14 protein-coding genes are annotated in these 23,723 nt (G+C 61.3%); 8 read left to right on the top strand and 6 right to left on the bottom strand.

The window, feature by feature from the left end; translation table 11 throughout:
- The first annotated feature begins 90 nt into the window (after window positions 1–90).
- The 6 genes from O3675_RS02400 to O3675_RS02425 all read left to right on the top strand — a co-directional run bounded on the left by O3675_RS02400 (window position 91) and on the right by O3675_RS02425 (window position 8,736).
- Entirely contained in the window at window positions 91–2,271 is a 2,181-nt protein-coding gene (locus O3675_RS02400) for an ABC transporter substrate-binding protein (RefSeq protein ID WP_371570728.1), read from the top strand.
- Window positions 2,272–2,481: 210 nt separating this feature from the next.
- Window positions 2,482–3,963, top strand: a complete 1,482-nt coding sequence (locus O3675_RS02405; protein WP_102033328.1) for a malate:quinone oxidoreductase — start codon at window positions 2,482–2,484, stop codon at window positions 3,961–3,963.
- Between the two features lie 262 nt (window positions 3,964–4,225).
- Window positions 4,226–5,617 (top strand): YihY/virulence factor BrkB family protein, encoded by a 1,392-nt coding sequence (locus O3675_RS02410; RefSeq protein WP_371570730.1) that lies wholly within the window; start codon window positions 4,226–4,228, stop codon window positions 5,615–5,617.
- Between the two features lie 100 nt (window positions 5,618–5,717).
- On the top strand, window positions 5,718–6,803 hold the full coding sequence (locus tag O3675_RS02415) for an alpha/beta fold hydrolase (RefSeq protein ID WP_371570733.1): 1,086 nt from the start codon (window positions 5,718–5,720) through the stop codon (window positions 6,801–6,803).
- 184 nt (window positions 6,804–6,987) lie between these two features.
- Window positions 6,988–8,079 carry an S-(hydroxymethyl)mycothiol dehydrogenase gene (locus tag O3675_RS02420; RefSeq protein WP_049337814.1) on the top strand — a complete coding sequence of 364 codons (1,092 nt, stop codon included), beginning with the start codon at window positions 6,988–6,990 and terminating at the stop codon, window positions 8,077–8,079.
- 9 nt (window positions 8,080–8,088) lie between these two features.
- On the top strand, window positions 8,089–8,736 hold the full coding sequence (locus O3675_RS02425; RefSeq protein ID WP_005508635.1) for an MBL fold metallo-hydrolase: 648 nt from the start codon (window positions 8,089–8,091) through the stop codon (window positions 8,734–8,736).
- A gap of 142 nt (window positions 8,737–8,878) precedes the next feature.
- Here the strand turns inward: O3675_RS02425 and O3675_RS02430 are convergent, their stop codons facing one another.
- The 3 genes from O3675_RS02430 to O3675_RS02440 all read right to left on the bottom strand — a co-directional run bounded on the left by O3675_RS02430 (window position 8,879) and on the right by O3675_RS02440 (window position 15,008).
- A complete protein-coding gene (locus O3675_RS02430; protein WP_371570736.1) occupies window positions 8,879–10,468 on the bottom strand; it encodes an MFS transporter in 1,590 nt (529 codons plus the stop codon).
- Between the two features lie 65 nt (window positions 10,469–10,533).
- Complete coding sequence (locus O3675_RS02435; RefSeq protein ID WP_005505501.1) at window positions 10,534–13,815, bottom strand: AAA family ATPase; 3,282 nt, start codon at window positions 13,813–13,815, stop codon at window positions 10,534–10,536.
- Window positions 13,812–15,008: an exonuclease SbcCD subunit D gene (locus tag O3675_RS02440; protein WP_371570737.1), complete on the bottom strand. Its 1,197-nt coding sequence runs from the start codon at window positions 15,006–15,008 to the stop codon at window positions 13,812–13,814. Before O3675_RS02440 ends, O3675_RS02435 begins: the two co-directional genes overlap by 4 nt.
- Window positions 15,009–15,321: 313 nt before the next feature.
- Between O3675_RS02440 and O3675_RS02445 the strand changes: the two genes are divergently transcribed.
- Complete coding sequence (locus O3675_RS02445; protein WP_371570739.1) at window positions 15,322–16,467, top strand: ADP-ribosylglycohydrolase family protein; 1,146 nt, start codon at window positions 15,322–15,324, stop codon at window positions 16,465–16,467.
- 445 nt (window positions 16,468–16,912) lie between these two features.
- Here O3675_RS02445 and O3675_RS02450 read toward each other — a convergent pair whose 3' ends face one another.
- The 3 genes from O3675_RS02450 to O3675_RS02460 all read right to left on the bottom strand — a co-directional run bounded on the left by O3675_RS02450 (window position 16,913) and on the right by O3675_RS02460 (window position 21,661).
- Window positions 16,913–18,283: an RNA polymerase sigma factor gene (locus O3675_RS02450; protein WP_005505495.1), complete on the bottom strand. Its 1,371-nt coding sequence runs from the start codon at window positions 18,281–18,283 to the stop codon at window positions 16,913–16,915.
- A 379-nt stretch (window positions 18,284–18,662) separates the two neighbouring features.
- Entirely contained in the window at window positions 18,663–20,555 is a 1,893-nt protein-coding gene (locus O3675_RS02455; protein ID WP_371570741.1) for a metal-dependent hydrolase, read from the bottom strand.
- A gap of 200 nt (window positions 20,556–20,755) precedes the next feature.
- Window positions 20,756–21,661 (bottom strand): PAC2 family protein, encoded by a 906-nt coding sequence (locus O3675_RS02460; RefSeq protein ID WP_005505492.1) that lies wholly within the window; start codon window positions 21,659–21,661, stop codon window positions 20,756–20,758.
- A gap of 432 nt (window positions 21,662–22,093) precedes the next feature.
- Between O3675_RS02460 and O3675_RS02465 the strand changes: the two genes are divergently transcribed.
- On the top strand, window positions 22,094–23,590 hold the full coding sequence (locus O3675_RS02465; RefSeq protein WP_303971885.1) for a leucyl aminopeptidase: 1,497 nt from the start codon (window positions 22,094–22,096) through the stop codon (window positions 23,588–23,590).
- The last annotated feature ends 133 nt before the right edge of the window (window positions 23,591–23,723 follow it).

The raw sequence follows: 23,723 nt of genomic DNA on the forward strand, positions 1-23,723 counted from the left end.
GCCTTGCCGTGGTGGGTGTGTCTCGCCCGGTTGGGTGTTGAACCGTTATCCTGAGAGATAAGCATCCGCGACGGAAGAGAGGACCCTCCCGTGCAGCATCAGCCTTATGCATCGTCAGCTGTTGGCAGTTCTGATGCGCTGCTGCGAGCCACTGCCGGCTCGAGTGGCTTGAGTCGACGTGCCGTTTTGCGTTTTGGCGCGCTTTTTAGTGCTGGTTTGGCGCTTTCTGCGTGTTCTGGTCAGTCTTCTGCTGGTTCGTCTGTAGGTTCTTCGGCGAGTGCGAGCGCGTCGTCTGCTGATGCGCGTCGTGTGTTTCGTTTTGCGCAGGGTGCGGCGCCGTTGGGTTTGGATCCGGCGTTGTTTCCTGTGGCGAGTACGTATCAGGTGACGGCGCAGGTTTTGCAGACGTTGTTGGTGGCGAATCATTACACGGGTGATCCTGAGGTTCAGGATTCGTTGTGTAGTGAGTGGACGGTTTCTGATGACCGTTTGGTGCATACGTTTGTGTTGCGTGAGGCGCATTTTAGTAACGGTTCTGCGTTGTCTGCGGATGCTGTGGTGCAGAATTTCCAGAGGTGGCAGGCGTTGGCTACGGGTGAGGGTACTGTTGCTTTGGCGGTGCCTGCTCAGCCGTTGTTTGCGTGGGGTTTTGGTGTGCCGAAGCCGGGTTCTATTGATCCTTCGGCGGTGGAGCCTGCGCCTGTTCAGGCGTCTCCGTCAGGTGCGGCTACCCCGTCTGCTTCAGTGAGTGCGTCTGCTTCTGCAAGTGCTTCCCCGTCTGCTTCCGCTACTGCTACTCCGAGCGCGTCGGCTTCTGCATCGGCTTCTGATGCTGCGCATCCGGGTGAGAAGAAGGGTGCGCAGAAGTCGGATTCCGCTCAGTCCTCTGTGGTGCAGTCGTTCTTGCCGCTGGTTTCGTCCGTGGTGGCGAAGGGTAACTCTGTGGTGGTGACGCTGTCGCGTCCTTCTCTGGCGTTCCCGCGTATTTTGACGCAGCAGGCGTTTGGCATTATTGATCCTTCGCTTTTTGGTGCGGATCAGAAGCTGACGGGTAACCCGGTGGGTACGGGTGCGTTCCGTGTGGAGTCGTTCGAGGCCGGCACGGTTCGCTTGCTGAAGAATACCCATTTTGATGGTCAGGCACCTGAGCTGGATGAGATTCAGATTTCGACCCTCACTTCGTCGGATAAGCGTTATTTTGCGCTGATGGAGGGTCACATTGATGCGTGTGATCAGGTGAATTCGTCTGATCTGGGTCAGTTGGCGCGTGATGGCTATCAGACGCCGGGCCGTGACCCGTTCTCGCTGGTGTATTTGGGTTTGAATACGGCGCATCCGGTGTTGAAGAATATTTCGGTGCGTCGCGCTATTTCGCATGCTGTGGATCGCGGTGCACTACGTCAGTATTATCCGCAGGGCACCTCGGATGCGCAGACGCTGATTTCGCCGTCGTTCCGCATTAAGGCTGATGACGCGAAGGATTACACGGACCGTAATCAGGATATGGCGCGCTCGCTGTTGGCGACTGCTGGGTACGACAATCAGGTGATTGAGTGTTACTACCCTGCCGATGTGTCTCTGCCGTGGATGGATACTCCGCAGAAGGTGTATTCGGAGATGGTGGCTTCGCTGATTGAGGTGGGCCTAAATATTAAGCCTGTGCCTCTGCCGTGGGCTGAGTATCTGTCGAAGAGCCGTGAGGTTTCTTCTGAGCGCGGTATTACGTTGGCGGGTTTCTACAGCATGTACCGTGACCCGTATGCGTTCTTTGGTCCGGTGTTGGCGCCGCTGATTGCTGAGCATCAGGTGCGTTCGTTGATTACGAATGCGCCGTCGGATATGACGACTGGTTTGATGAAGAAGAGTTCTGATGTGCCGTCGTCGGGTGGTGCGAATTCGAATGTGCGGATTTCTGCGACTCCGAGCCCGCAGCCGAGTTATTCGCCGGACCCGTTGACGCCTGAGGAGGAGGCTTCGGCTTCGGCTTCGCCGAGCCCGTCGGCGTCACCTTCGCCGTCGCCTACTGCTGTGGCGGTGGCACCGTCGCCTCGTTTTACTGAGATTTTGGAGGCGATTCGTACCGCGGACTCTGCCGATTCGGTGGATTCGCAGCGCGAGTTGTATGCGAAGGTTGTGTCTCAGTTGGGTCAGTTCATGCCGGCGGTTCCGTTGCTGAATGTGACGTCTAAGGTGGCGGTGAGCCGTGAGGTTCAGGGCTATCAGACGGAGCAGAATGCGATTGAGCTGTTTGGAAAACTGCGTAAGTTGTAGGCAGTTCAGGTTTGAGTGTTGCATTGTGCGCATGTTTGGCGTGCTCTGGAGGGTTTTTACCCTCCAGGGAAGCTAACATGTGAACTGCAACACTCTCCTGTTATTTGCTGATTCTAGCTATGCCAACCCCGCTAAAAGGAGTAGGCTAGATGATGTACCCCACAGTCATTGTGCCCAGGCCGGGCACCCGCACCCCTAAGGGAGAATTCAGTGGTAGCACGTACTGAACGAACCGACGTCGTCCTGGTCGGCGGCGGCATCATGAGCGCCACCCTCGGCGTGTTCCTCAAGGAGCTCGAACCGACCTGGAATATTATCCTGCTCGAACGCCTCGACAAGGTTGCTCAGGAATCCTCCAACCCCTGGAATAACGCAGGTACCGGCCACTCGGCGCTATGCGAACTCAACTACGCACCCGCTGGCCCCGACGGCACCGTCTCGGCAGCTAAGGCGCTGAACATTAACGAGCAGTTCCAGGTTTCCCGCCAATTCTGGGCTTCCCTGACTGAGAAGAATATTCTGACTGACACCAGCTTCATCAACCCGGTCCCCCACATGTCCCTGGTCTTCGGCGAAGACCACTCCAAGTACCTGGCTGCGCGCTACGATTCTTTCCGCAAGGAGAAGCTCTTCGAGCGTATGCAGTTCTCCAATGACCGCGAGAAGATTGGCGAATGGGCACCGCTGACCGTCAAGGGCCGCAAGGGTAACGAGCCGATGGCTGCAACCTGGTCCCCCGAAGGTACCGATGTGAACTTCGGCTCCCTCACCGAGCAGCTGGTCGATTACCTGCAGACCAAGGGTGTTGAGGTTCGCTACGGCTACCAGGTCACCAACCTGAACCGCGAATCGAACGGTTCCTGGCAGGTTGAGGCGATTAACCGCATCAACAAGGATGAGCCTCTGAGCATCAACGCGAAGTTCGTGTTCCTCGGCGCCGGCGGTGGCGCCCTGCATCTGCTACAGAAGTCCGGCATTGAAGAGGGTAAGGGCTACGGCGGCTTCCCCGTCTCCGGTCTGTTCCTGCGCAACACCCACGAGGCAACCGCAAACCAGCACAACGCTAAGGTGTACGGTCAGGCTTCGGTGGGTGCACCTCCCATGTCTGTTCCCCACCTGGACACCCGCTACGTGGACGGCAAGCGTGCTCTGCTCTTCGGACCCTACGCCGGTTTCAAGACAAACTTCTTGAAGCAGGGTTCCGTACTGGATTTGCCGAAGTCCCTGCGCCTGCACAACCTATACCCCATGACCCGTGCAGGTCTGGATAACTTCTCCCTGGTCAAGTACCTGCTCTCCGAGCTGGTCAAGGACAAGAACGCTCGCCTGGAGACCCTGCACCAGTACTACCCCGAGGCTGACGGCGGCGAGTGGGAGCTCATCGAAGCTGGTCAGCGCGTTCAGATCATGAAGAAGGACGCAAAGAAGGGCGGCATCCTGCAGTTCGGTACCGAGGTTGTCTCCGCAGCGGACGGCTCCATCGCGGCTTTGCTGGGTGCATCCCCCGGTGCTTCCACCGCGGCTCCGATTATGCTGAACCTGCTGGCTAAGTGCTTCCCCTCCAAGATTGCCGGTTGGGAGCCCCGTTTGAAGGAGCTTATCCCCGGTTACGGTGTGAAGCTCAACGACAACCCGGATCTGGCTGATGAGCTGATGGCTCACACCGCTAAGGTTCTGGGTATTCACAACTAGTTTTCAGTTAGGCTCAGCAGGTAGCTTTATACCCTAGCTGACAAGCCTTTTTTGAGGCTTTTCGGGGCGGTTACCCTCTCTAACTGACCGATAGGTCAGCTATCTGCACTCGCAGAAAAATGCGGGAGGGTTAGAAGACCCTATAATGTCACCGCAGGGGCGGGAAGGACAGCTCATTGTTCTCCTCGCCCCTTCTGTGCGCCCACACGCTGAAGCTCATAGGCGCACCACTGTGTACACCCCACTCATTCAAGGAGCCCCATTGGCTGCACACACCGGCTCTTCCACGGACACCTCCTCAACCCAGGTACCCGCCGGAGCTCGACGCGGACTCTTCTCCCGTAAGAAGAAGCCCGCAGCCCCCAAGTACGCAAGCGTGAAACTGCGCGACTTCCCCAAGGGCAGCATCCTCTACATTCTGCGCCGTGCCATCTACAAATTCGGCGCAAACGGCGGCACCGATATGGCGGCAGCACTCACCTACTTCACCGTGCTGTCCATCTTCCCCGCCCTGCTGGCGATCGTCTCCCTACTGGGCGTATTCGGTCACGGTGAGGAAAGCGCCGCCGTCATCCTCGCCTTCCTCAAGGACAACGCGCCCGCCCAGATGTACGCCATTATGGAAGACCCCATCAAGCAGATTACCGGCGACCATGGCGCAGGCCTGGTGCTGTTGACCGGTATCCTCAGTGCGCTCTGGTCCGCCTCCGGGTACACCGGATCCTTCGGCCGAGCTCTCAACACGGTCTACAACGTGCGTGAAGGCCGCCCCGGCTGGATTCTCAAGCCGCTGAACGTCTTCGTCACCACCGTGATTATCATCCTCGTGGTACTCATGATGCTCATGATGCTGCTGGGTGTAACCGTCCTGGACATGGTCGGTCGGTATGTACCCGAAACCGTGGATATGGAGCTCATCAAGCTCATCTGGCTTAACGGCCGCTGGGTCCTCATCCTGTTCATGGCAATCGCCCTGATCACTCTGCTCTACGCCGCAACCCCGAACGTGCGCCGCTTCAAACAGTGGAAGCTCTCCCCCGGTGCGGCGCTGGCGCTCTTCGGCATGAGCCTGGGCGGTTTTGGCTTCACCCTCTACGCCAACAACTTCAGCAAGTACAACGCCACCTACGGCCTCATTGGTGGTGTGATCGTGATGCTGCTGTTCATCTGGATTATGAACAATATGCTCCTCTTCGGCGCACACCTGGACGCAGAAATCATGCTCATGCGCCAGGTACTCGCCGGCGAAGACGACCACGGACACCTGAAGGTTCAGCCGCGCAGCACCACCGCATCCCGTGCGATGAAAGAACAGCGCGAACGCCTCATGTCCGCCGGACGCGAACTGCAGCAGCAGGCGGCAGGCCAGGGCATGCTCCCCAAGCCGAAGGGCCCCTCCATTGCCGCTCGCGTGCAGAAGGCGGTGGACACCAACACGACCATGATTCGCACCCTCATCGCCGACGGTAAGGAACGCATCGAAAACGGTAAGGAGCAGCTGCAGCAGAAGCAGGCGAAGGCCGATGCCGCCGAAACTCAGGCTTCTGAGGCAACCGCGGCGAAGGCAGAAGCGAGCGCAAAGGCTGAACCTCAGCAGGAGGCGCTCTTCGACCTGGGCACCGATAACTCAACCGGTGCGGCACAGAAGAACTAAGCGGCAGCTCAGCTGAGCGCGTACCGCCTCAACGCATCAAGGGCGCGAGATAGAAAAGGGCGCAGGACAGAAACCCTGCGCTGGTCACTAAGATAGACATATGACCAGTGCAGATTTCTCTCCCGCGCCCTTTGCTGTACCCAACGCCGCTACACCCAATGTTGATGCGCCCGATGCCGCAGCACCCGCCGTCGTTCTCCCCGACCTCGAGTACACCCTCTACCAGCCGCAACAGCTCAAAAGCCGGATTCCCGCCCTCATGATTCACGGCTTCGCCACCCGCGGCGAACAGCTCTACGGCGGCACCGGCTGGATCCGCCAATACCTGCGCGCCGGATACCCCGTGCTGATTGTTACCCTGCCCTACCACTCGGACGAATATCTCAAAGACCCCGAGTCCATGCGCGCTATCGACTGCAAGCTCCCCAACAACACGGGTGTGCGTAGTGGCACGATTCCGTTCGATGCGGCGCCCTCTGTCGATGCGGCGCCCTCTGTCGATGCGGTGCCCCCTATCGATGTGGCAGCTCAGCCGCTGACCCCCATGCACCTGTTCACCACTATGCTCGCCCAATTGCTGCGCACCGTCGCCACCGAGAACGACCTCGACGTTGAACTGCAGCCGCGCGCGCACGTTATTGGCTTCTCCTTCGGCGCCCGCGTCGGCTGGGAACTCGCCCTCACCCACCCGGAGGCGGTCGCATCCCTCACCCTGGGCGGCCTGCCCCTACACGACCACCTCATTACCCTGCGCGCCATGCTCGAAGCGCACGAGGGTACCAGCGCCTCCGCGAGCGCAGAAACCCCGGCGGCGGACTCCACCGACGAGGCGATTGCCTCCTTCACCTCGATTATTGACAACTCCCCCATTCAGCCCGATGCGCTGCTGAAGTTCGTGCGGATTCCCTTCGGTCCCTTCTTCGACGTGCCCGCACTGCGTGCCGGATCCCCCGACCTGCCTGCGGGCCGCCCGGGCGCCCATCCGCACGCACCCGTTGCTGTCGTGCTCGGTGACGCGGACACCATCGCCGCAGACGGTGCGGAACTCTACGACATGGTGCGCGGCAACAACCCGCTCAACCGCTTCATCTCCCTGCCCGGCCGCGACCACGTGAATGCACTGACCTCGGGCGCATTCCGACGCGGTGCGCTCGCCTTTGCAGCAGAGGTGGAGGCGGCAGAGTAAGTAGCCGCAGGCTACGCGGGTTCCGGGAGGAGTAAGAGACAACGTCATAAAACGTCACATTCACCTGGGGGCTTCACGCTCAGCCCCGGGGTGCATCAGGTATGCCTTAGCTCTTAGAATGGGAACGTATCAAAAAACCTTTATCTGCGGTTGAACCTCAACCGTGCCTCAGCAAAGGAGCACCATGCACAAGGTTAAGGCTGTCGTAGCCCTCGCCCAGGACGCGCCCGTCACCGTCACCACCATCAACGTACCCGACCCCGGCAAGGGCGAAGCACTCGTCAAGGTCCTCACCTGCGGTGTCTGCCAGACCGACCACCACTACGTCACCGGCGGCGTCGGCCAGGACTTCCCCTACCTGCTCGGCCACGAGTCCGCAGGTATCGTCGAGGCTGTCGGCGATGACGTCACCGACATCGCCCCCGGCGACCTGGTCATCCTCAACTGGCGTGCAGTCTGCGGCGAATGCCGCGCATGCCGCAAGGGCCAGCCGCAGTACTGCTTCGCAACCCACAACGCAACCCAGAAGATGACCCTCGAGGACGGCACCGAACTCACCCCCGCACTGGGTATCGGCTCCTTCGCTGAGAAGACCCTCGTCGCAGCCGGTCAGTGCACCAAGATCACCGCTGACATCAGCCCCGAACAGTACGCAGCCATCGGTCTGCTCGGTTGCGGCGTTACCGCAGGTCTGGGGGCTGTTCTGAACACCGGTGAGCTCAAGCGCGGCGAGTCCGTCGCAGTCATCGGCTGCGGCGGCGTCGGCACCGCAGCAATTGCGGGCGCACAGCTCGGTGGCGCAACCACCATCATCGCCGTCGACATCGACGAAGAGAAGCTGGCACGCGCACGCGAGCACGGCGCAACCCACACCGTGAACTCTTCCAAGGTCGACCCCGTCGAGGCCATCAAGGAACTCACCGGCGGCTTCGGTGCAGACCTCGTCATCGACGCTGTCGGCATCGCCCCCACCTTCAAGCAGGCATTCGAAGCACGCGACCTGGCTGGCCGCGTCGTCCTCGTCGGCGTGCCCGCGCCCGGCACCACCTGGGACATCCCGCTGGACGAGGTGTTCGGCCGCGGCGGCTCCATCAAGAGCGCATGGTACGGCGACACCCTGCCCTCCCGCGACTTCCCCGAATTCGTGGACCAGTACCTGCTCGGCCGCCTCGATCTGGACGGCTTCGTCTCCGAGCGCATCCGCCTCGAAGACGTCAACGAAGCATTCGAAACCATGAAGACCGGCCGCGTGCTGCGCTCGGTCGTGGAACTCTAGGAGCGTAGCGTGAGCGAACGTATTGAACGAGTCGTCACCTCCGGCACCTTCTCGCTGGACGGCGGCTGCTGGGACGTCGACAACAACGTCTGGATTATCGGCAATGACTCCTCCGTAATCATCATTGATCCCGCCCACGACGTCGACAAGATCTCCCGCACCGTCGCAGGCCGCACCGTGGAGAAGATTCTGCTGACCCACGCCCACGACGACCACATCCGCAGCGCCAAGGAAGCAGCAGAACGCTTCGGCGCACCCGTCTACCTGAACCCCGCCGACCGTGTGCTCTGGGAAATGGTGTACCCCTCCTGGGATTTCGACCACGAACTCGCTGACGGCGACGTACTGCGCATCGGCGACACCGAACTGAAGGTCCTCGCCACCCCCGGCCACTCCCCCGGCTCCGTGTGCTTCTACGCACCCACCCTCAGCTGGGAGAACAGCGAAGGCGTCGTCTTCTCCGGCGACACCCTCTTCAACGGCGGCCCCGGCGCAACCGGACGCTCCTACAGCGACTTCGACACCATCATCGAGTCGATCTCGACCCGCCTGCTGACCCTGCCCGAGTCCACCGCGGTCCTCACCGGCCACGGCGACAGCACCGGCATCGGCCTGGAAGCACCCGAACTTCCGGCATGGATCAAGCGCGGTCACTAAACCGGCAGCCTCGCACCGAGGCGAAAAAGCCGATACACAAAAGGCGGATGCCCCACCACCTGCAGAAGGTGGCGGGGCATCCGCCTTTTATCACACGCTCATCACGCTCAAGCTATCGGCAAGGAACTAGCAGCGACCCAAACTAGACGCGTTCCGTCTCCGCCAAAGGAGCCAGCTGCTCCTCATGCTCCTCACGCCACAGGTAGCCGTACAAATGACCCAACGCAAAATACAGAGTCGCAATAATCACCGGAACCATAAACGCATTACGGTAATACGGGGCATCGCCCATATAGCCGCCCCACATGCTGCCCAGCGCTAGACCAATACCCAGCATCGAACGGGTAAAGAAGCTTGCCTGCGCATCAGGAATATGCTTCAGCGAACGATTTAGCCACAGCTCATGGCCGCCAAACGCCACGCCCAGCACCGCCCCGCAGAGAACCAGCGCATAGAAAATCGTGGACGTATCATCGCTCGCCGGCAAATACAGCGCCGCCATAATCAGCAGAATACCGCTCACCAGCCAGCCGTGCCACGGGTTCACCGAACGGCCACCCAGAACCACGGGGAAAGCCACCACCACGAGCGCGCCGGTACCGGTCGCAACCATCGCCATAAACAGGTTCATTGAACCGTGAATCAGCGAGAAGCCCAGCAGACCAGAACCAACCGCACCCATGCACGCGCCCAGCAGCACCAGGCCAAGAATCAGCACCACCGTCTGACGGCTCGGACGCACCAGATTCTGCGGCGGAGCCATACGAATACGCGAAATATCCGGCAGAACCCTCGGTGCCACCAGCACCACAACGAACAGCAAAGCGTCCAGAATAATCGTGATCCAGAAGCCCCCATACTCATGTTTCGGGGTGATGTACGCATCGCCCAGCCACACCAGCAGAGCAGCCAGCGGATGCATCGACATGTTCGCCGTAGTACCCCACGACACCGCAGTCGACAAGCGAATATCGCTGTACTGATAGTTACGGCGGTACAGCGACTCAAGAGCAAACGGAGTCCACGGCGGAGTCGTGAAACCCATCGCCACACACGAGAGCGCATGGTAGGTCGTACTCACGTTATTCGGGTCAACCGTCAAACGCCACCCAATGACCAGCATGTTCAACACCGCAGCAATATTCAGTATCGACGTAATCGCCAGCAACGCCCGCAAACCCAGGGCACGCACCAGCATCGGGCCGAGCATAATCTGCACCGAATACGCGCCAGTAAATGCCGCCACCGCATAGCCGCCATCATGCACGCTACCCAGGTGGCTCGCCAACAGAATATACAGCGCAAACGCCGAAGAAGCGGCCGGAATGTGGAACAGAATCGTCAACACATTACGGGCAAAACCCTCAGCACGAAGCACCGCATACAGGTGACGACGCTGCTCCTTACCGTTGCGCAGGAACAGCGCCCAATGCTGACGCAAAATGTCCGGCACCGACGCGTTCGTATTAATCTCATCCGCAGCCGGAATCGGGCGAGGCGGCAACTCCTGCAACACGTGCTCGTTGTTGCGCACCACATCCGTCAGGGAGGTGCCCGGAACCGTCGGAATGCCCGTGCCCGAAGCACTCAACCTATCCGAGGTATCGGGGGCGGGTGCCACCTTCATGGTGCGCGGAGGAACCTTCGGCGCGGATGCGTTAGTGTGTGCATCAGCCGAAGGTTCCACACGATACGTTGAATTCGGTGCCCTGTCCTGAGGTGTCGAGGTCATCATCTCTTTCACGAATAAGCCACCGGACATGCCACAACAGCGGCCCGGAAGCGAATTTATGCCTACTAGGAGTTTACCCTCACCGAGGAGCCGTTCTGCCCCTTTTCAACCACAATCTGGGCGGGAATACGGTTCTTCATCTCCTCCACATGCGAAATCAGGCCAATAGTGCGGCCACTATCACGCAGAGATTCGATCGTGCCCATCACCATGTCCAGAGTTTCAGCGTCCAACGTGCCGAAGCCCTCATCAATGAACAGGGTGTCCAGCTCGATGCCGCCGTTATTCGCCTGTACGACCTCCGCCAGACCTAACGCCAACGACAGAGACGCCAAGAACGACTCACCACCGGACAGCGACGACGCCTCACGCGGCTCGCCCGTCCAGGTGTCAGTAATCTCCAGGTTCAGGCCGCCACCGGAACGGCTACCCCTCGCACGGTGATCGCTGAACACCATGCCGTAGCGACCCTCACTCATACGGTCCAGGTGCAGTGACGCCGAGTGCAGAATCCGCTCGAACTCGGCACCCAGCACATAGCTGACCAGGTCAACCTGATGCTCATAACCGCCCAGCGTATCACCGCGGGCAGCCGCCGCCAGGTTCGCCAGCATCTGCCCACGGTCATAACGCTGCGCCGTCTTTGCACGGAACGCCGCATACTCGCCACGCAGCGCTTGCAAAGAACGCAGCAGGCTCTCCCGCTCACCCTCACGAAGAGTCAAACGGTGAACCGCCGCGCGCAACTGCTCAACCCGCTCACGCACGCCCTGCAGGTCATCCGGTGCCTGCTCACCAGCGGCAACACGGGCCGCCACCGCAACAATTGCCTCACGGCCAAAGCCCTCAAGGAGGCGGGCATGCTCCAGCTCGTACGCGGCAACAGCCTGCTCCAGGGCGTCGACGCGCTCAGGGGTGCGGACCGCCGCATGAACCAGCTCGGCGCTCTCAAACGAAGATTCAGCCAGCAGACGCTCAGCCGCAGCCGCCGCCAGAGCATGACGCTCACGCGCCTGCCCCAACAGCAACACCGCACGAGCAAGACGCTGATGCGCCGCACGGTAGCCCTCCACAGACTCAACACGCTGCGCAAAGCCCACCGTCGCACGAGCAGGCGCCAAATCAGCCGCGGTAGCCTCACAGCGCGCCGCAGCGTCACGGTGACGAGTCTGAGCCTCAACCGCCGCGCCCTCGATGGTGCGTAGCGCCTCCTGAGCCTTCTGCAGCTCAACCCGCACCCGCTCAACCTTCACCAGCACGCCGTCACGCGCCGTCACGCGTGACTGAGCCTGCGCGAGGCGGGTCTGCGCCTGCTGCAGCTGCGCGGCAGTCTGCTCAACATCGCACTCGCCCTGGGCAGCCAGAGTCTCGTACTGGGTGCGGGCGGCGGCAAGCGCCTCGGAGGCTTCCTGATGCGCCTTGGTAGCCCGGTCCTTAGCGAGTTCGTGGGTGCGCGCCTGCTTGTGCGCCTTGTCTTCACGCTCCTTGGCGGCGTCCAGGTCGGCACGCTCAACCAGCTGCTCACCCTCGGCAATCTGCGCCGGGGCGGGGTGCTCCACCGAACCGCAAACCGCGCAGGGTTCGCCGTCCTTGAGTTCGCGCGCCAGCAGAGAGGACGCCTGGGCGAGGCGCAGCACCTGCAGGTTCTTGAACTCCTCCGTCGCGGCGAGCGCCTGCTGAGCCGAAGCCTGCCACTTTTCCTGCGCCTTCTGCTCGGTGGTGGCGGTGCGCTTGCTCTGCTTCTGGGCAGCGGCGACCGCGGCGGAGGCGGCATCGAGCTTCTGCTGCATCTGCTGAGCGGCATCGTGCTTCTGCTGCACCTCGGTGACCAGATGCGCGGCGAGGGTACGCTCCTCGTCGGCGGTGCTGTAGCCGGAGAGTTCTTCAGCGAGCTGCTCGGCCTGGGCGGTCAGGTCGCTCAGGGTCTTTTCGGCACGCGACTTGTCCTGTTCGAGGGCGTTAGCCTGCTTCAGCAGGGCGGCTGCGGCGGCTTCCTCCTCGGTAAGCTGTGCGTCCTTCTTCTGCAGGACGCGCAGGGTGTCGAGGAGCGCTTCGAGCTGGGCTTCCTGCTCGGCGGGTTCAAGGGAAGGGAGCGCGGCGAAGGTTGTCTCCTCGGGGAAGGTGACGTCTTCCGCGGTTTCCTCATCGCGCAGTGCCGTAAGCAGGGCATTGCCGTTCTCCTCCAGCGCGGAAGCACACGCCGCCTGGTCCTGTTCCCGTGCGGCGAGCGCCTGCGATTCGGCGTGGACCTGCGTGTACTGTGCGTGCAGAGGCGCGGCGGCACGCGCCTGCGCCAGCTCTTCACGCTGCGCCTTGTGCTCGTCGGCGCGTTCGGTCAGGCGGGTGCGGCGTTCGCAGAGCTGCTCGTATTCGCGCCAGTCGGCCTGCAGCTGGGCGCGTTCGGCGAGCAGGCGGGTGTTCTGGTCGGCTTCGTTGGTGAGGCGCTGCTGTTCCTGCTTTTCGCGTGCGGAGGTTTCGCGGGCGCGTTCTGCTCCGCCGGCGACCCATGCGTCGAGGGTTTCGGCAGTGACGTTCTCAGCGGTGAGGTTTTCCGGCTCCTCCCCCGCCTCCACAGACCCTTCAACAGCAGAGCCCTCGGTATCGGTGCCCTCAGCATCCGTATCTACAGCATCCAGTAGTGCCTGTAGGGCGAGCATTTCTGCGCGGGCACGTTCGAGGTAGCCGCGCTGGGTGTTTTCGTCCTGGGCGACTTCCTGCTGGGCGGTTTTCGCTTCCTCGGTGAGTGCAGCGAAGAGCTGTTCGTAGTGTTCGACGGGGAACATCTTTTTGAGCAGTTCTTTGCGTTCTTTGGGCTTGGACTTGAGGAATTGCGCGAACTGGCCCTGCGGCAGGAGCACGACTTTGAGGAATTGTTCTTTGGTCAGGTGGGTGCGTTCGGCGATGGTGCGGTTGACTTCGGCGACGCTGCTGGAGATGGGGGTCCAGGCTTTTTCGTCGGCGGGGTCGGCGCCGGGTGCAAGTTCGGCGAGGGCGGCTTTGGCGCTTTCTTCGCGCATCTGGCCTTTGCGGGCGCCGCGGGTGATGGGTTTGTTGTAGGCGGGGGTGCGGTCGATGCGCAGGCGCTTGCCGTGGAGGGTGACGTCGAGTAACACGCGCGGTTTGGTGCCGCTGTGTGCCGCGTAGGTGGAGTGCAGTTTGGCGGATTCGCGGTCGCTGCTGGTTTCGCCGTAGAGGGCGTAGCAGATGGCGTCAAGGATGGTGGTTTTACCGGCACCGGTGGGGCCGTTGAGCAGGAATACGCCGGCGTTGTTAAGGGTGTCGAAGTTGATTTCTTGGCGTTTGGGGTATGCCATGAAGGCTTCGAATTCGAGGTTGTGCAGGATCATGCGTTGTCCTTGTGGCTTTTGATGTGGTCGCTGAGGGTGGTGATGACGTCGCGTTCTTCGCTGGTGAGGGGGCGGTTGCGTACGTATTGGTGGAATTGGTCGAAGGTGTCGACGGGGTCGGCGTCGCGAGTGAGGGGCGCGGCGACGGGTTTTTCGGCGGCGGGTTGGGTGCTGCGGTAGCTGAAGTGGGAGATGGTTTCGTAGCGGCTGCGCAGGCGGTCGACGGCGCCGACGGGTAGGGTTTCGTCGGTGAGCTCGATGCGGCAGTAGTAGCCGCGCTCGTAGGGGGTGTATTCGGGGTTGTTGAGCAGATCGTCCATGGTGCCGCGCAGGGTTTTCATGTGCACGCGGGTTGCCCATTCGTGGCTGCTGATGGTGGGTTCCTCGCCGGGGTTGAGTTCGATGAGGTAGGCGCCGTTGCGGTTGTGTTCTTCACTGAATGAGAAGCCGAGGGGCGAGCCGCTGTACCGGATGGTGGGGGTGACGGGGTACCGCTTGTGGATGTGGCCGAGGGCTACGTAGTCGAAGCCGTCGAAGAGGGAGGCGGGTACCCAGTCGATGCCGCCGACGCTGATGTCGCGTTCGGAGTCGCTGCGGGGTGTGGTGTCTGTGCTGCCGGTAATGTCACTGCCGGTGGTGTCGCTGACGGTTGCGTGGCTCATGACGATGATGCGGTCGGCGCCTTCGCCACGGGCGCGTCGTTCTGCGGCGTCAGCGCGGATGGCGTCGGTGACGGCGCCGAGGACCGCCTGGTGGGTGGGTTCTACGCCGAGGGCGGTGGCGTGAAGGCGCGGGGCGAGGTAGGGGATGGCGTAGACGTGTACGCGCTGGGTACCGTCGGTGAGTTCGACGGGGCGGGTGGCGTCTTCGATGGTGGTGCGCAGGTGCACGCCGGAGGCTTCGAAGAAGGCAGCGCCGTAGCTGAGGCGGCGGAAGGAGTCGTGGTTGCCGGAGCTGAGGATGACTTGCACGCCGGCGCGCATGAGGCGGGTGAGTGCCTGGTCGAGCAGGGTGGTGCTTTCGGCGGTGGGGATGGTGCTGTCGTAGACATCGCCGCTGATGAGGAGGGTGTTGATGCCTTCGGCGTTCACGTAGTTGAGCAGTTCGTCGATGAACTGCTGATGTTCGCGGGTGAGGGGGCTGCGGTGGAAGGTGCGGCCGAGGTGCCAGTCGGAGGTGTGCAGGATCTTCATGGTTTCAGTATGGCATTGCGTCTTGTTTTGCGCCTCACAGTTCGTCATTCGCGGTTCGGAACCTTCCGCAGCGCAGGCACTCGCGCGGAGCGGGGGCTCCGTCCCCGGTGTCTCCCCACCCGTAGAGTAGGCACCTCACAGCGGCGAAAGTGCTCATGCGGAGCGGGGGCTCCGTCCTCGAAGCGCCCCCAGGCGCTGAAGAGGGGGCACTCCCCCGCGAGCATGAGCACGAAGCCACTTGCCCCCGAGTATGAGCACGAAGCTGCCCGGCACATCCCCCGCGCATCCTAACCACCCGTGGGATAATCGCCCTATGAGTTTTTCTTCTGTTGAGTTCACGCGTGCACCTGAGGTTTCGGCTGAGTTTGCGGGCAGGGTGCGCGGCTTGTTGTGTGCGTCTGCGTTGGGTGATGCGCTGGGCTATCCCCTTGAGCTACTGTCGGCGAATCAGATTGCGGCGTGCGACCCGAAGCCGTGGGATTCGGCGTTTGGTGAGCTACTAATCAGTGATGATACGCAGCTGACCTGCTTCACTCTGGACGGTCTGACGGAGGTTTTGGAGTGGAACAATGAGGGCGCGGCGGCGGATGAGTTGGCGTGTCTGTGGTTGGCGTATTTGCGGTGGTTCCGCGGTATTGGTGAGGTTCTGCCGGACTCTGCGCCGTTTTCGTTGGATCGTGAGATTGATGGGTCTTCGGAGTTGACGGCTCGTCGTGGTCCGGGTGCGGCGACGTTGCGGGCGTTGGGTTCGGGTGAGATGCAGTTGGTGTCGAAGTCGTTGAATCCTGATGCTTTGGGTAGTGGCGCGTTGGTGCGTTCGGCGGCGTTGGGTGTGTTGCCAGTGGCGCAGGAGCGTACGGTGGTTTTGTTGGCGGTGCGTGCGGCGGCGTTGACGCATGGGCATCCGGAGGCGTTGGCTTCGGCGGCGGCCTATGCGTTGTTGGTTCGTGATTTGTTGGCGTCCCCAGCTGGCTCGTGTGGTGCGTTGTTGGATTCTGCCCGCCGTGTGCTTGACTGGTGCGGCACGGTGGCGGCGGATGATTCGATTCCGGGTGATGCTGCGCGTACGGCGGCGGCGCTGAGCCGTGCCCTTGAGCTGCTGGAGCAGGGCGTGGTGCCGGTTCCGGGGGCTGTGGCGGAGCATTTTGGTACGGGTTGGACGGCGCCGGAGCTACTGGGTGTGGCGTTCTGGTGTGCGGCGGATGCTGTGAAGAGTCTGCCTGCTGATGCCGATGAGGCGACGGTGCGGGCGGCCCTGTTTGAGGGTTTGTGCCGTGCGGTGTCGGTGGATTCGGATTCGGATTCGGTGGGTGCGATGACGGCGGCGTTGTGGGCGGTGGCTGGTTTGCCGGTGGCTGGCGGTGAGGCTGATGCGTGGTCGCAGGCGCTGGGTCGTGTGCGTGGTTTGGATCAGGTGGAGGCGGTGGCGGACCGTTATCTGCGTCAGCTGGGTCTGTAGCGGCGCTGAACCTTAACGGCATAGCGGACATGCGTAGCGGGGGCTCCGTCCTCGAAGCGCCCCCAGGCGCTGAAGAGGGGGCACTCCCCCGCGAGCATCGTCCGCAAGCCGTCTAATGAACTCTACCTGTGCGAATACTCTTCGCGACCTATATAGGCATAGAAAAGGCTCTCCGGTATCTCGGAGAGCCTTTTCTGTATGCGCTAGAACTAGCAAAACTAAGCCTTTACGGAGTAGCCGGTCACGCGGAGCGGGGGCTCCGTCCTCAAGGCGCTCAGCGCCGCAGAGGGGGCACTCCCCCCGCGAGCGGGAACCGGTGCGCCGTCTGTAAGGACAAGCGCACGGAGTCCGGCCCCGCACTCCCCCGCGAGCGTCGTCCGCGTGCCGGCTGTACGGAGCGGTACCGCGAACGGGAACCGGTGCGCCGTTATTGGTAGTCGGAGTACTAGTCCAGGTAGTCGCGCAGTACCTGCGAACGCGACGGGTGACGGAGCTTAGACATGGTCTTGGACTCGATCTGGCGGATTCGTTCGCGGGTCACGCCGTAGACCTTGCCGATTTCGTCGAGGGTCTTGGGCTGGCCGTCGGTCATGCCGAAGCGCATTGCGACCACGCCGGCTTCACGCTCGGAGAGGGTGTCGAGCACGGAGTGGAGCTGTTCCTGCAGAAGGGTGAAGGACACTGCGTCTGCGGGGACGACTGCCTCGGAGTCCTCGATGAGGTCGCCGAATTCGGAGTCGCCGTCTTCACCGAGGGGGGTGTGCAGGGAGATGGGTTCGCGGCCGTACTTCTGGACTTCGATGACCTTTTCGGGGGTCATGTCGAGTTCCTTGCCGAGTTCTTCGGGGGTGGGTTCGCGGCCGAGGTCCTGGAGCATCTGGCGCTGCACGCGGGCGAGCTTGTTGATGACTTCTACCATGTGCACGGGGATGCGGATGGTGCGAGCCTGGTCTGCCATTGCGCGGGTGATGGCCTGGCGGATCCACCAGGTTGCGTAGGTGGAGAACTTGAAGCCCTTCGAGTAGTCGAACTTCTCGACGGCGCGGATGAGGCCGAGGTTACCTTCCTGGATGAGGTCGAGGAAGAGCATGCCGCGGCCGGTGTAGCGCTTGGCGAGGGAGACGACGAGTCGCAGGTTGGCTTCGAGCAGGTGGTTCTTGGCTCGCTTGCCGTCGTGGACGACCCAGCGCATGGCCTTCTTGAGGTCCTTGTCCATGTCGGGGTTTTCGGCGAGCTTGTGTTCGGCGTAGAGGCCTGCTTCGATGCGCATGGCGAGGTCGACTTCCTGCTGTGCGTTGAGCAGGGAGACCTTGCCGATCTGCTTGAGGTAGTCCTTGACGGGGTCGGCGGTGGCGCCGGGGGTGACGACTCGCTGTGCGGGTGCGTCGTCGTCGTCGTTTGCGGTGAGGACGAAGCCGGAACCCTTGGCTGCTACTTCTTCCGCGGCCTTCTTTTCTTCTTTTTTGGCTACGGTTTCTTCGTCTTCTTCGTCGGTTTCGTCTTCGGCGTCGGTGGTTTCGAGTTCTTCGTCGAGTCCGAGGTCGAATTCGTCGTCATCGTTCTTTTTGCGGCGGCCGCCGGTCTTGCGCTTGGTTGCGGTTTTGGTGGTGGTTTTACGGGTGCGCTTGGGCTTGTCTGCCTCGGTTTCGGCAGTAGTTTCGGCACCGGTTTCGGCGGTTGCGCCGGTGGTGTCTTCGGTTGCTGCTGCGGCTTTGGTGGTTGCCTTCTTGGTGCGGGTGGTCTTGGTGGTGGTTTTTGCGACGGTTTCTTCGGTTGCGTCGCCGGTCGCGGTCTTCTTGCTGGTTGCAGGTGCCACTAGAACCCTTTCTGGCTTGTGGTGGGGTGTTTTGTTTGCAAAACACCTAAGACCCTGTCAAGTCTGTGCTGGCGTCCTCGGTCGGGGTGTTTGCTGCGTTTGTCCGTGTTAACGCTATGGGGGCGGGTTTTATTCCGCGTGCGTTGGTCGTTTGCAGGGTTCCGTTGCTCGTTGTGTTGAGCTGTTTGAGGGCGCGTTGTAGCGCATTGACTATACGGGGTCAATATATAAGTATTGCATATTTTTGGTTGCTTTCAACTTGACGCGCTGTTTGGTAGCTTGTGGGCCTGGTTTTGGGTGGGTGTAACTGTGTGCGAGAGAGGGGCGTGCCCGGTGGCGCGCCCCTCCCCTGTTTGTGCTTCGCTTTTAGGTGCCGGTTTTAGAGTTTTCGGGGTTTGAGGGTGCTGATGGGTTCGCGGTGTGTTCCGGGTTCGCCGCAGATGGTGTGTTTGATCCAGGCGGGTAGGTTGCCTGCGTTGAGGTGTACGTCGAGGATGTTGAGGTCCTTTCCGAATGTGTGGCGGCGGGCTTCTTGGCGGAGCATGCGGGCGTAGGTGCTGTAGCCCTTGTACCAGTTGGTCCAGGCTTGGGTGTTGCGTAGTGCGGCGTATTCTCCGTCGGTGCTGTGGGGTGTGAGCAGGCTGGTGAGTAGTTCGAGTGCGTTGAGGCGTGCCCAGTGGGGGCTGTCTAGTTTTCCTTTGAGGGCGTTGAGGTAGTGGGTATAGACGGGGTGGTGTTTGGTGATGTATTCGCTGGTGGTGCAGCTTTCGTCGATTCGTTGTTTGAGGTTTTCGAGTTCGTTTTGGGCGTTGTGGTCGTTGGGGTGTTCGTCGAGGCGTGGGAGTACGTCGCGACTGATGGTGTTGAGTTCGGCTGCGCTGGCGTGGTCGGCGGGGGTGAGGTTTTCGAGTGCCCAGCCGTTGAGGTTGGCATGTTGGTTGTTGCGGCTCTGCTGAATGGTGCGGCTCTGTTGGATAGTGCGGTGGGTGCGGCGGATCCAGTCTTGCCATTGCACGCATTTTTCGGGCACAGCGCGTACGTGTGCCTGTTCGGTGCCGGGTGCGGCGTTGAGTGCGTGGGTGAAGCTGGCGGGTATGTAGGTTTTGCGGGTGATGCGGGTGCCGTAGTGAGGTGGTTCGAGCGGCACGAAGTTGGGGCTGGTGCTGGGGTATTCGCCGCCGAAGGCGTGGTAGGTGTATTGGGCGGAGTAGTGCAGGTGGGCGAGCGCTTGTTGAGCGTGGTTGAGCCCGTAGCCGGCGAGGTAGGTGAGCATTTCGGCGGTGATGGGGTTGAGGGTTAACGGTGCGATGGAGGCGCGTAGGTGCCCGGCGACTTCGGCGGGAATGAGTTCGCGGAGTGCATCACCGATGGTGGGGCAGTCAGGGTCAGTGTCTGCGTTATCGACCGGGTGGGTGGTGAGCAGGTGGGCGGCGGCGTTGATGGCGGCGTCCCAGTAGCAGAGGTCGATTTGGGCTTGGCGGTAGATGGTGCGAATGTCCTGGCGGCGGGCGTCGTCGTTCCGGACGGTGTTGGTGCGGGTGTGGGCCCAGAGTTCTACGGCGTTTTCCCAGTCGTGGCGGGTTTCGGGGTTGCTGGTGGGGTCAGTGTCCCAGGGGCTGTGGGCGTAGTTGTGTTGGGCGGTATCGGCGATGGTGTCGCCGTGGCGGGTGAGCCAGGTGTAGTAGCCGCTGTGGTGGATTTCTTCGATGGGTGCGAGGAGGGTGAGCGTCTGCTGTTCGGGGTTGAGTGCCCAGATGCTGACGCCGCCTGCGTAGATGACGTCTTCGCAGCGTAGTTCGCTGACGATGCGCGGGTCGTGGAGCAGGTGGAGCCATGTGTTGATGGGGATTTGGGTGTCGACGTCCTGTTGGATTTCTTCGATGGCGGCGAGTTGTGCTGTGTTGGGGTGGAGTTGGCGTTGGCGTACGGTGTTGTCGCCGTCGATGATGATAGCGTAGAAGCGGGTGAGGGTTTCGCCGTTGTGGCAGGTGGGGAGTTTGGTGAAGGTTTCGTGAAGGAAGTCGGCGCGTTCGGTGTGGGTGCAGGGTTCGTCGGGTAGGTTGACGCGCAGGCTGGGGCCGAGGGTGTTGTCGGTTGCGGTGAGGATGATGAGTGAGTGGTCGGGCCAGTAGCCGTGCTGGTGGAGGGCGCAGCTGAGCACGTCGTATTCGTTGCGGATAGGCGGGGGCGTGTCGTAGCCACCGTGGTTGTGGTCGCTGTTGGGGGTATTGCCGTTGGGGATGTTGCCATTGGGGATATTATTTGCGTTCATGCCTTCACGGTGGCATGGTTTGCGCGGGTGCTCAGGTTATACAAATAAATCTGTGGATACTTCGGTTCATGAATCCGAAGTATCCACAGATTTATTCGTATTGTTCGTTTGTTTACCGGGGTTTGTCCACAGCGGCGCGGGGTACCGCGTCATAATTTGTCACGCACTATCTGGCGGGCGGTATCCCCTGCTGCGCGCACCTATTGTTCGTCGAGAAACCGCTCGAAGAGCGCACCAATCTCGTCGCGGCTGGGCACGTTGTGCGCGTCGCGTCGCGAGAGGGGAACCGCAATGTCGGAGGTGCGGAAGTTCTCGTCGTAGTTCTCCTCCATGGTCGTGATCATGCGACCGATTTCGGGGTTCTGCTTGACCTGATCGTTGATCTGGCTGTGCACGTGGCGTGCGGCTTCGCGCAGGTTCTCGGTGGGTAGCGAGAGGTGTGCCGCCATGCCCACGTGTTCGAGGGCGGTGAGGGTGCCCTGAGGCAGGTCCGCCTCCGAAATGTACTGGGGAATGTTCACGCCAAAGCCGACGGTGTCGATTCCGTTTTCGGTGAAGAGCACTTCCAGCAGGTTGGTGACGGTCGCGTGCACGTCCGCGCTGGGCTTCCACGGGGAGATGCCGCGAATCAGGTCCTTGCGGGAGCCGTGCGCGGTAATCGGGAAGGGGCGGGTGTGCGGCACCGGCATGGGGAATGCGGAGACCAGCACAACCAGGGAGGGCTTGACCCGCTGGGCGATGGTCAGCACCGCCTTTTCGAAGCGCTGCCACTGCAGGTCCGGTTCGGCACCGGTGAGCAGCAGGAACGGCTTGTCGAGGCTGTCTTCTACGGCGTAGAGCTTCAGCTGCGGGTACTGCGGCTTTTCGAAGTGGTCTTTTTCGTAGCGGATGTAGGGGCGGCGGGCACGGTAGTCGTGCAGCTGGTCGCTGTCGAACTCGACGATTTCAATGTTTTTGAGTTCGCTGAGCAGCACCTGCCCGAGCTGACCTGCGGTGGAGCCTGCGTCTTGCGGGCTAGAGAGGGCGATGACGAGGGTTAGCCCGTGCATCCTGGGGTCGTCCAATATTTTGGTGTTGGCTAAGTAGAGATCTTCGGGGTTGAGCATTGCGCCTCCTCACTTCTGTCTGGTTCGCGCCGCGTTCGGGTGGGCTTAGCATTTTCTGCCGGCACCCGAGGTGTTGGGGCAAAGGGGCGTCTTCTGTTATCTGACGCTTTCCGTAGTCTTTCATTTTATGCCACTACTGCCCTGTCTCGACAGTGTGCGGGCTTTTCTCGCAGTAGGTGAACTTGTTTGGTGTCTCATCGACGTTCTTAAGACGCTGTAGCTCGGCTTCTTGTGTCTTTTCTGTTCTGCCAGCTGTTCGGGGTGAGAGCTGAACCTCACGCCCTCCTACATATCCGTGTAGAGTAGAAGCAGTAGTCCGCGCGGCTTTGCGCGGCGGTATTCATCCTCACTCTTCGAGGGCCTACAGTTGAGTTTTTCGGGCGCGAGGATGTGTCCCGACTATTTTGAGAAGACATACGCAAAGGAGTAACGATGTCTCTGTCTCTGTCTATTCACAGCACCGACCTTGAAGCGCTCGAAGCTGACGTTCTGGTTCTGGGCGTTTTGAAGGGTTCGGACGGTGCGTACCTGGCGCCGAGCTCCCTGTCTGAGGACTCTGTTGAGGGTATTAACGAGCTGTTGGAGGCGCTGGGCGCTTCGGGTGCCCCCGATCAGCTGCTGCGTCTGCCCGGCCTTGAGGACACCGGTGCCGGTATTGTGGCGCTGGCGGGTCTGGGTTCTGATACTGCTGAGGGTCAGGAGCGTCTGGACGCTCTGCGTTACGCGGCTGGTTCTGCGGCTCGTCAGCTGGTTGGTTCCGCTGAGGAGATTGCTTTCGATTTCGGCGTTTCTTCGGTAGAGGAAATTGAGGCTATTGCTCACGGCGCTGTGCTGGGTAACTTCGTTGAGGAGGGCCTGCGCAGCAAGACTCAGGACTCGATTAAGGAAGAGATCGATTCGATCCTGATCGTTTCCTCGATTGACCAGGAAGAGGCTGAGGAGGCTCTGGTTCACGCCCTGGTTCTGGGTGAGACCGCTAAGGATGCTCGCCGCCTGGTGAACCTGCCTCCGTCGCACCTGTACCCGGAGACTTTCGCTGAGTTCGCTGCTGAGGTCGCTGAGGATTACGCAAACATTGAGATTGAGCTGTTCCACCACGACCGCCTGGCTGAGGAGGGCTTCGGCGGCATTTCCGGTGTTGGTCAGGGTTCGCCCCGCAAGCCGGTTCTTGCCGTTGTGAAGTACACCCCGGAGAACCCGAAGGCTCACGTGGCTCTGGTCGGTAAGGGCATCACCTTCGATACCGGTGGTAACTCGCTGAAGCCTGCCGCTTCGATGATGACCATGAAGTGCGATATGGCGGGTGCCGCATCCGTGCTGAACGCTGTGGTTGCTTCCGCTGAGCTGGATGTGCCGGTTGCTGTGACCGGTTACCTGTGCCTGGCTGAGAACATGCCCGGCGGTCACGCACTGCGCCCGGAGGACATTATCACCATGCGTGATGGCCGTACCGTTGAGGTGCTGAACACTGACGCTGAGGGCCGCCTGGTTATGGCTGATGGTATCGCTCTGGCTTCTGAGTCGAACCCGGATGTCATCTTGGATATCGCTACCCTGACCGGTGCCGCTATGGCTGCTCTGGGTCTGCGCACCGCGGCTCTGCTCGGTGACGAGGAGATTCGTGACCGCGTGATTGCAGCCGGTGCTGCTGCGGGTGAGGCGTACTGGCCGATGCCGCTGGAGTCCTACCTGCGTAAGAGCCTGGAGTCCCCCGTTGCTGACATCAAGAACATTGGTTCCCGCTACGGTGGCGCGCTGACCGCTGGCCTGTTCCTGAAGGAGTTCGTGGGCGAGGGCATCCCCTGGGCTCACCTGGATATTGCGGGCCCCGCGTTCAACGAGGAGGCACCCTACGGCTTCACCCCGAAGGAAGGTACCGGCTTCGGTACCGCTACCCTGGTGAACTTCATCCAGTCGTACGCTAAGTAGTCTGCTTCGCTGGGCGCGCACCCTAACTGGCGCATCCTAACTGGCGCCCCTTATCTGGTGCGCGGCCGCACAGCATAGAGCTGATTTGAGGAGGGCTTTCCGGTATTTCTACCGGGGAGCCCTCCTCTGCGTC

Origin of the sequence: Rothia sp. 27098_8_27, from assembly GCF_041432805.1 — a bacterium.
Taxonomy (GTDB): Bacteria; Actinomycetota; Actinomycetes; order Actinomycetales; family Micrococcaceae; genus Rothia; species Rothia mucilaginosa.